The sequence below is a fragment of the Streptomyces olivaceus genome, from assembly GCF_000721235.1.
In the GTDB taxonomy this organism is placed as follows: Bacteria; Actinomycetota; Actinomycetes; order Streptomycetales; family Streptomycetaceae; genus Streptomyces; species Streptomyces olivaceus.
In genome coordinates this window covers 1-14,667 of sequence record NZ_JOFH01000066.1, presented here as the reverse complement: position 1 = coordinate 14,667, position 14,667 = coordinate 1, and the positions used below count along the sequence as shown (strand labels likewise).

The 14,667-nt window shown below is 69.0% G+C and carries 12 protein-coding genes; 3 read left to right on the top strand and 9 right to left on the bottom strand.

What is annotated here, in order from left to right:
* On the top strand, positions 1-246 hold a 246-nt coding region (locus IG94_RS0137075; RefSeq protein ID WP_031048176.1), incomplete at its 5' end, for a hypothetical protein.
* A gap of 324 nt (positions 247-570) precedes the next feature.
* Complete coding sequence (locus IG94_RS0137070; RefSeq protein ID WP_308010594.1) at positions 571-1,008, top strand: IS5 family transposase; 438 nt, start codon at positions 571-573, stop codon at positions 1,006-1,008.
* 369 nt (positions 1,009-1,377) lie between these two features.
* Here the strand turns inward: IG94_RS0137070 and IG94_RS0137065 are convergent, their stop codons facing one another.
* The 6 genes from IG94_RS0137065 to IG94_RS0137040 form a co-directional block, all read right to left on the bottom strand.
* Positions 1,378-2,157 carry an aminotransferase class IV family protein gene (locus IG94_RS0137065; RefSeq protein ID WP_031048168.1) on the bottom strand — a complete coding sequence of 260 codons (780 nt, stop codon included), beginning with the start codon at positions 2,155-2,157 and terminating at the stop codon, positions 1,378-1,380.
* Between the two features lie 130 nt (positions 2,158-2,287).
* Positions 2,288-4,393 carry an aminodeoxychorismate synthase component I gene (pabB, locus tag IG94_RS0137060; RefSeq protein ID WP_052411054.1) on the bottom strand — a complete coding sequence of 702 codons (2,106 nt, stop codon included), beginning with the start codon at positions 4,391-4,393 and terminating at the stop codon, positions 2,288-2,290.
* A 26-nt stretch (positions 4,394-4,419) separates the two neighbouring features.
* Positions 4,420-5,442: a diiron oxygenase gene (locus tag IG94_RS0137055; protein ID WP_052411053.1), complete on the bottom strand. Its 1,023-nt coding sequence runs from the start codon at positions 5,440-5,442 to the stop codon at positions 4,420-4,422.
* A 145-nt stretch (positions 5,443-5,587) separates the two neighbouring features.
* The gene (locus IG94_RS0137050; RefSeq protein WP_031048161.1) at positions 5,588-6,418 is read right to left on the bottom strand and encodes an arylamine N-acetyltransferase family protein; all 831 of its coding nucleotides are present in this window, start codon (positions 6,416-6,418) and stop codon (positions 5,588-5,590) included.
* A 14-nt stretch (positions 6,419-6,432) separates the two neighbouring features.
* A complete protein-coding gene (locus IG94_RS0137045; RefSeq protein WP_031048158.1) occupies positions 6,433-7,329 on the bottom strand; it encodes a UbiA family prenyltransferase in 897 nt (298 codons plus the stop codon).
* Positions 7,330-7,339: 10 nt separating this feature from the next.
* The gene (locus IG94_RS0137040; RefSeq protein WP_224219527.1) at positions 7,340-8,494 is read right to left on the bottom strand and encodes a cytochrome P450; all 1,155 of its coding nucleotides are present in this window, start codon (positions 8,492-8,494) and stop codon (positions 7,340-7,342) included.
* 679 nt (positions 8,495-9,173) lie between these two features.
* On the opposite strand from IG94_RS0137040, the gene IG94_RS0137035 reads away from it, so the two are divergent.
* Complete coding sequence (locus IG94_RS0137035; protein WP_224219528.1) at positions 9,174-10,418, top strand: cytochrome P450; 1,245 nt, start codon at positions 9,174-9,176, stop codon at positions 10,416-10,418.
* A gap of 150 nt (positions 10,419-10,568) precedes the next feature.
* Here the strand turns inward: IG94_RS0137035 and IG94_RS0137030 are convergent, their stop codons facing one another.
* From IG94_RS0137030 to IG94_RS0137020, 3 genes are all read right to left on the bottom strand, one after another.
* Positions 10,569-11,399, bottom strand: coding sequence for a methyltransferase domain-containing protein (locus IG94_RS0137030; RefSeq protein WP_031048150.1), 831 nt, complete (start codon positions 11,397-11,399; stop codon positions 10,569-10,571).
* Positions 11,400-11,558: 159 nt separating this feature from the next.
* Entirely contained in the window at positions 11,559-12,470 is a 912-nt protein-coding gene (locus IG94_RS0137025; protein WP_052411052.1) for a methyltransferase domain-containing protein, read from the bottom strand.
* A gap of 385 nt (positions 12,471-12,855) precedes the next feature.
* Positions 12,856-13,137 carry a LuxR C-terminal-related transcriptional regulator gene (locus IG94_RS0137020; RefSeq protein ID WP_052411051.1) on the bottom strand — a complete coding sequence of 94 codons (282 nt, stop codon included), beginning with the start codon at positions 13,135-13,137 and terminating at the stop codon, positions 12,856-12,858.
* Positions 13,138-14,667 lie beyond the last annotated feature (1,530 nt).

The window sequence follows — 14,667 nt, the reverse complement described above, 5'->3', positions numbered from 1 at the left end:
GGGGCGTGGCAGAAGGCGCGGAACGCGGCGGGCACGGGCACGCCGGAGTCGTCAGGGTACGACGAGGTCGGGGCCGTCGCGCAGGACGCCTTCCTCGCGATGCGACCGCTCCGGGATGAGACCGTTGGCGGAGGCCGCACCTTGGCAGAGGCGACGGTGGCAGCGATGAACAACAGTGACTCCGGGGCGGAGAGGCGCGTTGTGCAGTACTGCGACGATGTCGGCTTCGAGACGCTGACTCGCTAGTTAGGGCACTTCGTTTGGATTATCCAGCGCTGCGTAACATCACCCCTCAGGACTGGGGAGGCGTGAGACGTGGGAATCTTCCGAAGGAAGCGCAGTAGGCAGCGGGTGCCTCCGCCCGAGCTGGTTGCCGAGGCCAAGGCAAATCCAGGGGGCTGGGTCTACGAGATCGACGGGAACATGGTCGATGATCCGAACGGGGCTGTGCCTCCTGAGGCCATCATCGCGGCTTGGCAAGTCGACGCTCGCGGGAGGCTCTCGGGCGGCTACCAGGCAAATCCAAACTACCGACCTGGGGCGACAGGGCAGTAGTTCATATGGGGCGAGGTGGTACGGGCGTTTCATCCCGGTCGTCGACTCGTTGATCTGGCCGTGCCGTTGACTGACGCGCAGTGGGCGCGGATCGAGCCGTTACTCCCGGATCGGACGCCGCGACGGGGCGGCCGGTGGCGGGATCATCGTGAGGTGATCGATGCGATCGCCTGGAAGTTTCAGACCGGATCGCAGTGGGGCCACCTTCCCGAGAAGCCCGGCAACTGGCGAGGCGTCTACAACCGGTTGCAGATGTGGGCCGTCGACAGCACCTGGGAGCGGGTGTTCACCGCGCTCATCGCGCAGGCCGACGCCGAGGAAGAACTCGACTGGGTCGTCTCGGTCGACTCGACCGTCGTGCGTGTACACCAGCACGCGGCCGGAGCCCGCAAAAAGGGGCTCCGACCGGTGAACCTGCGGCCCACGCCATCGGCAGACCCCGCGGCGGGCTGACCACGAAGATCCACCTGGCCTCCGACGCCCACTGCCGGCCGCTGGCCTTCGTGCTTACCGCCGGGCAGGCTGGTGACGCACCCGCCTTCGCTCACGGCCGTTCCACTGCCCGCATGGTGCGGAACCGAGGTCCGCGGCCGACCGGATCGTCGGCAGTACCGCGCACGCCATGATCCGGATGCCACGCGTCCGGATGCCTCTTCAGCCTCCGGTCTCGTCCGGGGCCGCTTCGCCGGGGAGGCTGAGGGGCGGCGTCGGCCCGCGGCCCTCCCCCTCTGGTGACCTGGCGTGGGTCGACGCCGACCGGGCCGGCGGGTTACTTGCCGCCCTTGCAGCCGGTCCGCTTGGTCTCCACGGCCCGGCCCCGCCTCACGGCCTCTCCCCCGGGATGGCGAGATAGGTGTCCCGAAGGTGGTTCAGCACGGGGTGCTCGGTGGGCAGTCGGGTGTCGTCGATGGCGGCGAGGGCGCGTACGCCGATGCTCGTGTTGGTCGCGAAGGCGGCTGCCATGCCCTTTGCCCGCTCCAGGGTGACGGCTGTGATCCGGTGTTCGGCGCGCTGCTGGAGGAGCGCCGCGGTGACCCCGGGCAGCACGGGGGCCTGCGGCCACACCACGGTGCCGTTCTGGTCGATGAACCCGACGTTCCACGTTCCGCCTTCGCTCACCAGCCCGTCACGCCCGATGAACAGGGCATCGTCGAATCCGGCGAGCTGGGCGGCGCGGCGGGTGTGGAGGGCGCCGAAGAGGCCGGCGTGCTTGACCTCGGGGAGGTCTCGTTCGTAGGGCACGCTCATGGCCCGCAGGGGAGCAGGGGGCATCGTGCCGGCACTGCGCACGGTCACCAGAACGCCGGGGTCCGCGGCGTCGGCGGGGCGGCCCAGGTCGACCCGGGGGTCGTAGACGGTCACGCGGACGACGCAGGGCTGTGTGTGGCCGTCCAGGGCCTGGCGAACGTAGGCGCGGACGCGTGCGGTGTCCAGGTCGGCGCCCCACACGGCCTTGCAGTCCTTCGTCAGGCGTTCCATGTGCAGGGGCAGGCCGCGGATCCGCCCGTCGTCGACGCGCATGGACGTGAAGTGCCCCACCCCGACCAGGGCCAGGGCCAGCAGGTCTTCGGTCGTGACGGGCTTCCCGTTGAGTGTTGCCATGGCACTCAGGATGTCAGGGCCGCCCCGGTGAACAACACCACGCGGGTGTCCCCGCCGCGCCGCCGATCGCCCGCCGGCCCCGGAGCCCGCGTGTCCTCGACCGGGGAGCCCGCGCGCGGGCCGGTGCACGTTACCGCCCGCCGGCCCCTCGGTGGGCGTACGTCTCCTTCGGTAGTGCGCGCAGGGTGGTCCGGGCCTTGAGGAGCATCTCCTCGTACTCGGCCTCCGGGTCGGAGTCGAGGACGATGGCGCCGCCCGCGCCGATGGTCAGTTCGCCGTCGTGGCGGACCGCGGTGCGGATGGTGATGCTCAGGTCCGCCGTGCCCGTGTAGCCGACGAAGCCGATGGCGCCCGAGTAGACGCCCCGGGCCTCGCCCTCCAGGTCGTCGATGATCTCCATGGTGCGCAGTTTCGGCGCCCCCGTCATGGATCCGCCCGGGAAGCAGGCCCGTACCGCGTCCACGGCGGTACTGCCCTCGCGCAGGGTGCCGGTGACGGTGGAGACGAGCTGGTGCACGGTGGCGTAGGACTCCACCGCCATGAGCGAGGGGACGGTGACGGTGCCTATCTCGCAGATCTGCCCGAGGTCGTTGCGGAGCAGGTCCACGATCATCAGGTTCTCGGCGCGCGTCTTGGGGTCCGTCCGCAGCGCGCGTCGTGTGGCGTCGTCGGTCTCCGCGTCCGGGTGCCGGGGCGCCGTGCCCTTGATCGGCTTGGCCTCCGCGGTACGGGCGGCGTCCACCTTGAGGAACCGCTCCGGCGAGGAACTGAACACCGCGAGGTCGCCGAGGCGCAGCAGCGCCGCGTAGGGGGCGGGGTTGAGCCGCCGCAGGCGCCGGTAGTAGGCGAGGTCGTCGGCCGGTGCGGGCAGGTGCAGGTTCGTGGTGAGGCAGATCTCGTAGCTCACGCCCTCGCGCAGCTTGCGGTCGCACTCCTGGATGTCCGCCAGGTACCGCGCGCGCGGGCGGGCCAGCCACGCCGCCGCGTCGTGCTGCTCGGGGAGCGGCGGGTCGGCGGCCTCCGCCTGTGCGGTGGGAAGTTCGGTCAGCACGGGGACGACCGTTCTGATCCACTTCTGCGCGGCGTCGGCGTCCTGCTGCTCGCAGACGGCGACGACGTACGTGCGGTTCTCGGCATGGTCCACGGCGATGAAGCGGTCCGCCTGCAGCCACACGGCGTCCGGCGTGGTCGACTGGTGGACGCGCCGCCCGCCGAGGTCGGCCTTCAACTCGTAGCCGAAGTAGCCGACGTAACCGCCGGTGAAGTCGAAGGGCAGTTCCCCGGCCCGCTCGACCACACGGCGGGTGCGGCGGTCGAGCGCGTCGAAGATACTGCCGCCCTCCCGGCGCGAGGCACCGTCGGGGTGGTCCACGACGGTGTGCCCGTCCCCGACGCGGTAGGTCAGCATCTCCGCGCCCGGCTCCTCGGCGGCGCCGAGGAACGAGAAGCGGGCCAGGCCGGGTTCCACGTGCGAGCTGTCGAGCCAGAAGGAGCGGGTACTCGCCCCGTGCAGCGCCAGGTACGCGGCCTCCGCGTCCACGGCGCGGTCCAGCACCTCGTATTCCGCGCGCAGCCGCGGCAACGGCCCGTCCGGTGCCGCGACCGGTACGGGCGCCGCGCCGGCCCGGCCCTCGTACGCGTCCTTGCGGAGGTCGCGCCCCGCCAGTGCAAGGTCCCGGAAGTTGGCCGCGAGACGGGCGCCGTGCTCCGTGCAGATCGACTCCGGGTGGAACTGCACGCCCCACCACGGCCGTTCGCGGTGGGCCAGGCCCATGACCACGCCGTCCTCGGCGCGCGCGGTGACCTCCAGGTGCGCGGGCAGGGGTTCGGCGACGCTCAGCGAGTGGTAGCGCACGGCGGTGAAGTCCTGCGGGACACCGGTGAAGAGGCCCGTGCCGCTGTGCCGGATCGTGGACAGGTGGCCGTGCCGGGGCTCCGGTGCGGGCGCGACCCGGGCGCCCGCCAGCAGACCCAGGCCCTCGTGTCCCAGGCACACCCCCAGGACCGGCAGCCCCGAGTGCTCGAGGACGTCGCGGGAGCGTCCGAAGTCGCGGGCGAGCGCCGGGTGGCCGGGGCCGGGAGAGATGACCGCGGCGTCGAAGCTGCGTGGGTCGTACCGGTCCCAGTCCCCGACGTCGTTGTGTACGACGACGGGGGCGACGCCGTACACCTTCGCGAGTAATTGGTACAGGTTGTAGGTGTAGGAGTCGTAGTTGTCGATGAGCAGGACACGCATGGGTCAGCACCTAGTGTGGGGAGCCGTCAGGGGGCTTCGGTCGACACCGTTGACCAGTCGAAGGGGAGGGAGTCCAGGACGTCCAGTTCCCGGCACAGGCGCCGCAGCCCGCTGAAATCCTGGAGGAGCCGCTTGCCGCCGGAGGCGCCGGCGATGTCCCGCAGCATCTCCTGGCCGCCCTCCACGCCGAGCAGCTCCAGGATTCGGGCCCAGGTCGTGAAGTCGTGGGCGGCGAACGCCTCCATCCCGTCGGCCAGCGCGGCGAGGAAGTAGCCGCGCTGCCCGGGGCTGAAGTGCTTCCACGCCTCCTGGGCGAGGGTGTCCGCGATCGAGGCGTGGCAGTACTCGTCGCGGTTGTGCAGAACTGCCGTCATGCGGTTGACGGGCTGGATGTCGTGGTTCTCGGCGACGAGGTCCAGATGGGCGTTGACCGAGATCTCCGCGACCGTCGTGAAGGCCAGCGACACCAGGGCACGCTCGTCGTCCGTCGCGGCCGCGGCGAGCCGCTGTGCCTGCCTGCGCGCCTTGTACGCAAGGGGCAGCGCCGTCTCCGGCATCCGCCAGCCGCGCTTGCGGCGCGTCACGGCGCTCGCGTTGAGGTGCATCAGCGTGTGGTACTGCTCGTCGACCATGGCCTGCGTGACCGCGAGCGCCGTGGACTCGCCGTCGACGCCCGTGTCGAAGACGTCCTGCGTGACCAGGGCGAAGCCCGGATTCACCACGTGCTGCTCGATGTCCATGATGTTCTTGTTGAACGAGACCCAGCCCCACGCGAGAATCCGGGCCTTCGTCCCGTCGTCGAGCGCGAGGTAAGTGGGATGCTCGCGGAAGGGCAGCAGAGCTTCGGGGAAGTCCGGCCGGTCCAGTTCGAAGACGTCGTCCAGGTCCGGCTCTTCCCGCTTGACGGTGGCACGCCGGTGCCAGTTGCCCGCGAGCCTGCTGAGGACGGCGTTCTCCACCGCGTCGTGCGGGTCGTGCTCGGGGAGCGACCGCAACCGTTGCGCCACGGTGGAGGCGCCGGGATCCGTTCCGTCGGGTGTGCCGTTCATGATGACCTCGGTCCGGGGCGGAGCCGTCCGGCGCGCGGGGCGCCGGCCTTGGGCCTGGGGAATTCCGTCTCGTCCGGTTCCGGCTGGAGCCCAAGGGCCCTGTCCGGAACGGAGGGGGCCTCTGCGGCGCCGGGCTGGCGGTGCGTCACGGACCGTCCAGGACTGTCCGGAGTGCCTGGACGTCGCCCGGTGCAAGGGCGATCCCGAAGATGTCCGCGGGGGCGGTCAGGAGTTCGTCCTTGTCGAGTTCCCGCGAGGTGGCCGGTCTCGCGGGCCGTATCTCCGTGAGGGTGCTGCCCGCGAGGATGTGCCTCACCCCGGGCTGCGTGCGCTGGAGGACCATCTGGTGGTTGAACGGTGAGCGCGGATGTGTGAGGCAGAAGTGGTTGAGGATCTCGAAGTCCGAGGGATGGCGCACGTCCGTGGTGAATCCGTACAGCTCGACCGGTCCCTCCGGCCGCAGGAACCGCAGCACGTACTCACCGGTCTGCTCTCGTACGAGATCGAACGACCAGTCGTCGTCCAGCCGCGCGTGCTCCGCGAGCCGGACCGGCTCGTGCGGTCCGTAGGCACCGAAACTCACGTCGTGGAGCCAGTGTTCGCCGTCCAGCTCCACGCACAGGGCCACGTGCAGGGCGGGCCCGAACCTGCTCCCGGTGCGGATGCGCGTCCGGCCGGCGAACGCCGTGAACGTGAATCCGATGCGGTCGAGCACCGCCGCCATCAGCACGACCTGCTCCAGACACCAGCCGCCGCGCCCCTGTCGCACGATCTTCTCCTGGACGCTGTCCAGGTCGAGCGGTACCGCCTCGCGTCCCAGCAGCGCGTCGAGGTTGTCGAAGGCGATCGCGTCGACGTGGGCGGCGTGCAGCCCGCGCAGTGTGGGGAGGTCCGCGGCCACGTCGCCCCGGTGGCCCACGCGCTCCAGGTAGGCGTCCAGGTCGACGCCACCGCCCTGCCACATCGAATCCGCCATGGGTGGCCCGCCCTTCACGTGAACTGTCCGGCGACCGCGGCCGCGAGAATGAGCCAGCCGAAGTAGGTGTTGGAGACGAAGGCGTCCCAGCACGCTTTCGGGTCGTCCAGGTCCACCCGCACGATCAGGTAGGACAAGTAGCCGCCCGCAAGCGCGAGGATCAGGTAGAACGCCCACCCCACCGACGCCTGGGAACCGGCCCACAGCACGCTGCCGACGCTGAGCACACCGAAGAGCGCCAGCCACGCCTTGGTGGCCCCGCCGAACAACAGCGCCGAGGACTTGACACCGATCTGGCGGTCGTACTCCTTGTCCTGGTGGGAGTAGATCGCGTCGTGGATGAGAGTCCAGAAGGCTCCGCCGGCGTACAGGCCGAAGGCCGTGAGCGGGAAGTCGGCGCTTCCGGTCGCCGCCGTCCAGCCGATCAGCGCGTAGACGCTCATCACCAGCGCCAGGAACGCGGTGGGCCAGAAGAAGATGCGCTTCATGTAGGGGTACGCGACGATCAGCGGGTACGACGCCGCGGCGACCAGGGACGTCTCCACGTTCACGAGCGCCAGGACCAGCAGGGCGACCCCGGCCTGTGCGGCGGCGAACAGGAGCCCGTTCCTGACGCTGACGGCCCCCGACGCGACTGGACGGGACACGGTGCGGGCGACCCGGGCGTCGACGTCCTTGTCGATCACATCGTTGACCGCGCATGCAGCGCCGCGCACCAGCACCGCGGCGACGGCGAGGAGCACCACCGTCGACGGGCTCGGCCCGCGCCCGGATGCGAGGGCGACGGCCCACAGTCCCGGGAGCAGGTAAAGCACGTACCCCGTGGGCCTGTCGAGCCGCATCAGCAGGAGGTAGGCGCGGACCGGGGTGGGACTCTTCGTGACCACACCCGTGGATATCTCGTGCAGCATCAGGATCCCCTCACCAGGTCACCGGGAGCTGGACCAGCCCGCCGATCAACGTGTCGCGGCGCAGCCTCAGCGCGTCCGCACCGACGGCCAGACGCAGGGTCGGGAAGCGTGCGATCAGTTGCGTGAGCACCACCTGCAACTGCATCCGGGCCAGGTCCGCGCCGACGCAGTGGTGCGCGCCGTGCCCGAACACGAGGCTGGCTTCGGTGTCGCGCGTGACATCGACGCGGTCGGGGCCGGCGAAGGCCGCCTCGTCGTGGTTGGCCGCGATGATGTTCAGCAGCACGAAGTCGCCGGTCCGGATGGCGACCCCCTCGATCTCGAAGTCCGTCACCGCGTAACGGGGCATGCCGCCGTTGTGCGGATTCGGCATCGACATCCGCAGGGTTTCCTCCACCGCGCCCGGGACGAGACCCGGGTCGCGCAGCAGCGCCTGCCACTGCTCGGAATCGGCCAGCAACAACGACACACAGGTGCCGATCCGGGCCACCGTGGTCTCGTAGCCGCCAAACAGCAGCAACGCCGTCAGTCCGACGACCTCGTTGTCGCTGATTCCTCCGGTCGCGCAGATCCGGGAGATCGCGTCATCGCCGGGATTCCGCCGTTTGCCGGCGACGAGTTGCTTGCAGTAGGCGAACAGCTCGCCCAGCCCCTGCCTCGACCTGGCCGGGTCCCCGACACTGGCGGCATCCTGGGTCCAGCCGCCGAACCGGTCCTTGTCCCCGTGGGGCACTCCCAGCCACTCGCACATCACCTGGATGGGCAGCGACAGCGCCAATGCCTCGCGCAGGTCCACCGGGGGCTTCCGGTCGGCCACGTCGTCCAGGAGCCGCCCGGTCACCTCTTCGACGTAGGGCCGCAGCGCCAGCATCCGCTCGGGCGAGAAGTGCGGTTCCAGCAGCGCCCGCAACCGGGCGTGGTCGGTGGCGAAGTCCCCCAGCAGGCCGGCGAGGATCGCGGAGCCGCCGCCGTTCGCCGCCGCCTGCGGATCGGGGTTCGAACGGCTGAGGCGGTCGTCGTCGAGCAGTTTCCGCACCCAGGCGTGCCCGGTGACCAGCCACGCCTCGTCGCCCTCGGCCGTGCGGACCCGGTGGACCGCGCCCCGGGACTGAAGCGTGCGCAGCTCTGGCGCGAGGTGCAGCGCCTCCGGCTGCTCGAAAGGCAATTGAACAGGGGTACTCACTGACGGCCTCCGCCGGAATCGAGGTTCGGACCACCGCGTCGAAGTCGGTCGCGACGTACGGGAGCTGCCTTTCTTTTACTGGCCGGGAGCAGCGGCACCGGATTCACGCATTGCGTCACTGAAACCACTGGAAACACTGGGAATTGCTGCGCCGGATATGTTTCCTGCCTATCTCCCCGACCCCGGCACCGCTTCGCCGTGCGGTGACCTCCCGACTGCCGCCGCACACTGAACTCGGCGCCGCCCGCCAGCATTTCCGTTGTCGTCGATACTGCCATCCTGGTGGGCGCTCCTGGGCGTGTCAACGACGCGGCGCAGGCGTCTCCGGGTTTAGGAAAAACCCCAAAGGATCCGACACGGGCCAGGATTTGGACTACTCTTCGGATTGGTGGCCGCCAGGTTGCACCGTAGGCCGTACTCCGAGTACGGCTGTTGAGCCGGCGTCCGACGCCGCACACGCCTTCCCGGGAAATACCCGGTTTCCTGCGACCGGAGTGAGTGTGCCTTCTCTCCGCACCACGCCTCACCAGGGGAGCGGACGCACGCGGGTCGGACGTGCTCGGCGGGTCTTTCCTCGGCACATCGGGGCCGAGTAACACCGCACCATGCCACTGCTCACTGCCGGTGTCGGCGCACAGATAGCTTGAGAGGCGGAATGGCCATGTCTGTGGATTCCACGCAATTGCACGAGGACAGGTCGTTCGATCCGTATGGCGCGCATCGCGACGATCCGTACGCGTTCCTGGCCGCCGTCGGAGAGACGGAACCGGTGTTCTTCGCCCCTTTGCTCGGCGCGTGGTGCGTCACCCGGCGCGACGACATGATCGCCGTGCTGCGCGACGACCGGAACTTCTCGGCCCGGGACCACAATCCCCGGCCCGCGGTCGCGCTGCCCGAGGACGTGAGCCGGATGCTGCGCACGTGGCGCGGTGCCGACGCGCTCGCCGTCGGCTCGCTCGACCCTCCCGAGCACACCAGGATCAGGGAAGTGCTCAACGTCGGGTTCACGCCGGCCAGGGTCAGAGCGTTCGAACCCGCGATGCAGGCGATCGCCACCGATCTCGTCGAGCGGATCGCGGACGCGGAGGAGTTCGACTTCATCACGGAGTTCGCCGTTCCGTACTCCCTCGAGGTGATCGGCCGACGCCTGGGCATCCCGAACGAGTACCTCGAACGCTGCCGCACGTGGTCCGAACAGCGCATCGAACTCATGATGGTGCGGGGCCACACCGATCTCGATCGGTTGCGTGAGTTCGCCCACGGGCTGATGGAGTTCGGTGCCTTCGCCCGGTCACTCGTGCAGGAACGGCTCACCTCGCCGCAGGACGACCTGATCAGTGAACTGCTCCACGAGGGCAAGGGCGGCCGCACGCTCACCGCCGACGAGGCTTCCGTCATGATCCCCACACTGATCTTCGCGGGGCACATGACCTGTGCCGAGGCACTGGGCACCATCTTCTTCCAGCAGTTCCGGGCGCCCGGCGGCTGGGCCGGGGTGGTCGACGGATCGACAGGCGTGCGGGAACTCGTCGAGGAGGGACTGCGGTTCGACAGTCCGCTGGCGGGCATGTACCGGACCGCGGTGAACGACGTCGTGGTCGGGGACGTCCACCTGCCCGCGGGAAGCCGGCTGCTTCTGCTGTACGGAGCGGCCGGCCGGGGCGGTCACTCGTCCGCGTGCCCGGCCGCGTTCAGTCCGGGAAGCGGGTCCGCCTCGCACCTCGCGTTCGGGCACGGCATCCATTTCTGCCTCGGTGCCGGGTTCGCCCGCGCGGAACTGGAGAGCGCGATACGAGTGCTCGCCACCAGGATGCCGGGGCTGACCCTGGCGCCCGGGCCACTGCCACGGCACCGGCCGGTGTTCCCGCTTCGGGCATTGACCGAGCTCCGGGTGCGGCAGGGGTGAGACTCGCGGTCCGTCGGCGGTCCTCGCGTTGTACCGGCTTGTACCGACCGCAAGTCGACCGCGGACCGGTTCGTAGAGGCTCGTCCGATCAGGAAGCCGCCGTCCCCGGGCCTCCCCTGACTTGGGAGACCCGGGGACGGCGCTCCGCTGTCAGCCGCGGACCGCGGTAAGGAAGAGGTAGCCGCTCTCCGGGACGGACCCGAACTTGCGCATGAAATCGAGGAGTGACGCGGCCTGTTCCTCGCCCACCAGTTCGGCCAGCTCGTCCCGGACGGTCTCCACGGCGTCGGCCATGAGGCCGAGGGTGCGGATGACGTTGTCGGTGATGTCGGTGATCTGCACGTCGACGAACCCGTTGTCGGCCAGTGCCGTCCGGTACTCGTCCACCGTGCCCAGGGAGCGCACGCCGTAGTGCTCGACGACGTGGTCCAGGACCTCGCGTCCCTCGGGGGTGACGGGGTCGCGCTGGATGACGTCGGCGACGGCGAGGCGGCCGCCGGGGCGCAGGACGCGGGCGGCCTCGGAGAGCACCTGGCCGCGGTCGGGCATGTGCCACATCGACTCGAAGGCCCAGGCCGCGTCGAACGAGCCGTCGGGGAAGGGCATGTCCATCGCGTCGCCGTACTGGAACGTCGCCCGGTCGGCGAGCCCTGCCTCGGCCGCGAGCTTCGTGGCGTCCGACACCTGGATCCGGCTTATGGTGATGCCCACCACGTCCACGTCGCAGGTGCGGACGAGGCGCTGTGCGGGGTAGCCGATGCCGCAGCCGATGTCCAGAACCCGTTGGCCGGGCCGCGCCGCAAGACCTGAGATCATCAGATCGGTCAGGCGGTCCGTGGCCTTCTCCACGGAACTGTCGTCGGCGTCGTTCTCCCAGTAGCCGTAGTGGATGTTGGGGCCCCACGCGGAACCGTAGATCCGGCCGAAGCCGTCGTACACGTTGAGGACTTCGCTGTGAGCGGGAGACTGCTCGATCGTCATGAAGGACTCCGTATGGTCGTGAAGGGGACGGTGAGCCGGCGGCGGTAGTCCCTGGCGGTGGTGAGCCCGCGCGTGGTCGCGCCGGGAGCCGAGCGCGGACGGAACCCGGCGCGCCGGGCTGAGCAGCCCCAGCCCGGCGTCCGCCTTTTCTTGCTTGCCTTACTTCAGCTCGAAGCGCAGGAAGCCCAGCCGCACGCCCCCGGCCTGCCATTCCGCACCGAGCGCCTGGTTCGCCAGCAGAGATATCCGCAACTGCCTGCGATCCGCCGGAGAGAGACTTCCGTCGGTTTCCAGCATCGCCTTGGTCCAGGCGGCACTCTCCTCCCAGAACGGCGCGGTTTCCGACGTGGCGTCGACGTCGTCGGCCAATTCGAAGCCGGCGGCCTCCGCGGCCTTCACATAGTCGAGCACCGTGGCTGGTTTCGTGTAGAAGTATTCGGCCCACACATCTGCCCCATGGGGACGTGTGATGAATACTTCCTCGACGCACACACTCGCGCCCGGACGAAGCACACGTGCCAGCCGCTCGAACCACCGAGGACGGTCGAAGTATCCACTGCTCTCAATCGCTACCGCCGCGTCATAGGGTCGGTCGTCCAAGGGCAGTTGCTTCGCGTCGCTGACCAGCGCCCGGACCCTTCCGTCCACACCGCATTCCCGCGCGAAGCCCTCGACCACCGGCGCGTGTTCCGGCGCGTTGGTGACCGCCGTGACGTCGGCACCGTATTCCTGTGCCCAGAAGAGCGAGCCCCCGCCCAGACCGCAGCCGACGTCCAGAACCCGGCCCGACAACCGCTGTTCGGCGTCCCAGATCTTCGCCGCGTACCGCAGCAGGTCCTCTTGGTGGCGCCGTATGCTGCCGCGAATGGCATCCGGTGCCGCATTGTCGGCACGCAGCGGCGGCTCGGTGGAGGCGTAGTGACCCACATGGTAGTGAATCCTCGGCCCGGGACCGTATTTGCGGACGAGCCTGGCCGTTTTGTCATCGTAGTACTGGCCTACCAGCCTCACCTCGTCCTGAGGGTCCGGCACTGTTTGAGGTGAACTTGAAAGCTGATCCAGATTCGACACGGGTCACTCCTCCAGAGCTCGGATTCTGACGGCATTGACGAACGGTTCGCTTCGAGGGCTGACGGACGGCCTGTATCGGGCGTTGCGCTCGCCCTGTTTCGGCGAAGACAACCGGATCGGCAGGGAGCACCGGACCGGTTTCCGGTTTCATAAACTGCGCCGACACCTTTCGCGTGCGCGAGAGCCACCCGACACTGAGACAACAGGCGACCCATGAAGCCGCTCTCATGACCCGGAATTATGAGTGGCATCGAAATCGAGTGACACCCATTGGATTTCAATCCTGGAGGGCGGCCCTGGTCGTGTCAACGCTGCGGCGTGCGCTTCCTCCGGTTTAGGAGAAACCCCAAATCCACGGCGCTCGGGCCGCGGACCAGCTCCGGGACTAATCCACGGTTTCGCGGGCGGTACGCGGCGGCCACACGTCCGTTCGCAGGATCTGGAGAACGAAGGCCCGCGAAACCAGCGCGACGCGATTCGGCGCCTGAAGCTTGTCGGACATGACGCGGACGTGGTAGTCGATGGTCTTCGAGCTGAGATACAGCTCCCTGGAAAGCCTCCCACTGGAGAAGCCTGCCGCAACACCCTCCAGGATCCTGACTTGGATCGAGCTGGGCACCCAGTCAACCTGCTGTGCCACTTTGCAGCCGTCCTGATCAAAATTCATGGCACCCGTCCGTTTCGTACAGCCCGGCTGGGCCGTGTGCTTCGAGTGATCCGATCGTTGGTTGATGCATGTCGTCGAGCGACGCCCGGTGGGTGAGGATCGGGCGCTCATTGCCGGCCGGCCCCCGAAGCGGAGGTCGGCGCCGTGATCACGGACAGGTGAGTCGGCCGGGACGCGTGCGACCACCACACGTGGACGTCGTGGCACGTCCCGCCCGAGCGGGCGACACCTTCCCCTGACGTCCCCACCGGGGACCGGGGCGGTCACGCAGCCGAGGTTCGCGAAGTGGCGGTCATGGTTCCGCTTCCCGGCCGGTCACCCCGGGCCACGCCGGAAGCGGTCCGCAGCGGGAACACGCGCCGGCCCCGACGGTCGCCTGGAGCGGCACAGTGTCCGACGGGAAAGCCCCCGCGAGCAACCCGGCGGTCGCGCCGACGGACCGCAGGCCCTCGACCGCGGCGGCTACGACCAGCGCACCATCGTCGGAGGCTCCTCCGGCAAGCGCGAGCAGCGGCCGGCGCGGTCACCCGCCACAACGGGCGCTCGGCTGCCTTCCTCGCCGCGACCCTCATCCGGTCACGGCATCAGGCGGGCCGGCGGAAGGCCGACCGGGTCCTGAATTTCGTTCTCGTGGTGGACCTGCGCGCGGCGCTCGACCTCGGAGCGGATGACAGAGCGGAACTGTCGTGCGTGGGGAGCATTGTGGGGGCTACTCCTATCGAGATGTTGCGCCTACGGTAGTGCGGTCACGCCGTGCGATCGACGATGCGGCCGGAATCGATCCGGTGGACATGCAATGTCTGCATTCATCGCTTTTCTTCTCCAGCCGCGCGAGTGGCTCATCCGGCAATCAATGAGACGAGCACCGTGAGGCGGAACGATACTCAAGGCGCGGGCAGCGTGAATACCGACGTCACCTCAGATGGCCCGAGTTCCTCTCCTGAATTCGATGGGATACCGGAATAGATCCAACTGACTGCGAGTGTCCGCGACCCTCCCAGCCGTGTCAACGACACCTGGACGGCCTGGCGGGAACCGTGCCCAGCAACCGGGCGTCCAGACACACACCCCCGCGGCACCATATTCTCGACCGGTGATCTGTTTTGGCCCGCCATGGGTGTTTTAGGAATCATGTAAATTTCCAACCGGGATTCGCCGAGTGTCACGCCCCGCGGCGCAGACGGCCAGCCCGGCAAGACCGCGTTGACCAGTACTGTCGGCCTCCTTCCACCGCTGCGGCACATGCCTGTTGGATTATGCAATCCGGGCGGGAAGCAGACTGGCGGAAACCGCATTCGGGCATCTGCCGTGCCGGTAAGGCAACGCCTCTCTTCCAGCCGTGGCCGAAATCCAATGCCGACCCCCCAGGTCGTGGATTCCGGCCCGGCGGGTCACCACCGTGGTGCAGCAGCGCACGGCACAGCACGGCGTGCTTGCCCTGGTCGACGCCGTTGACGAAGGCGCGGGCGCCCATGACCATGGCCGGCATGTTCTCCTGCATCAGGCGCATGCGGTGCGGGGCGTCGTGGA

Excerpts from the sequence above, each read along its gene's own strand:
- IG94_RS0137065 (WP_031048168.1), bottom strand. The coding sequence starts at position 2,157 with ATGGCAACACTCAACGGGAAGCCCGTCACGACCGAAGACCTGCTGGCC.
- pabB (WP_052411054.1), bottom strand. The coding sequence starts at position 4,393 with ATGCGTGTCCTGCTCATCGACAACTACGACTCCTACACCTACAACCTG.
- IG94_RS0137055 (WP_052411053.1), bottom strand. The coding sequence starts at position 5,442 with ATGAACGGCACACCCGACGGAACGGATCCCGGCGCCTCCACCGTGGCG.
- IG94_RS0137050 (WP_031048161.1), bottom strand. The coding sequence starts at position 6,418 with ATGGCGGATTCGATGTGGCAGGGCGGTGGCGTCGACCTGGACGCCTAC.
- IG94_RS0137045 (WP_031048158.1), bottom strand. The coding sequence starts at position 7,329 with ATGCTGCACGAGATATCCACGGGTGTGGTCACGAAGAGTCCCACCCCG.
- IG94_RS0137035 (WP_224219528.1), top strand. The coding sequence starts at position 9,174 with ATGTCTGTGGATTCCACGCAATTGCACGAGGACAGGTCGTTCGATCCG.
- IG94_RS0137030 (WP_031048150.1), bottom strand. The coding sequence starts at position 11,399 with ATGACGATCGAGCAGTCTCCCGCTCACAGCGAAGTCCTCAACGTGTAC.
- IG94_RS0137020 (WP_052411051.1), bottom strand. The coding sequence starts at position 13,137 with ATGAATTTTGATCAGGACGGCTGCAAAGTGGCACAGCAGGTTGACTGG.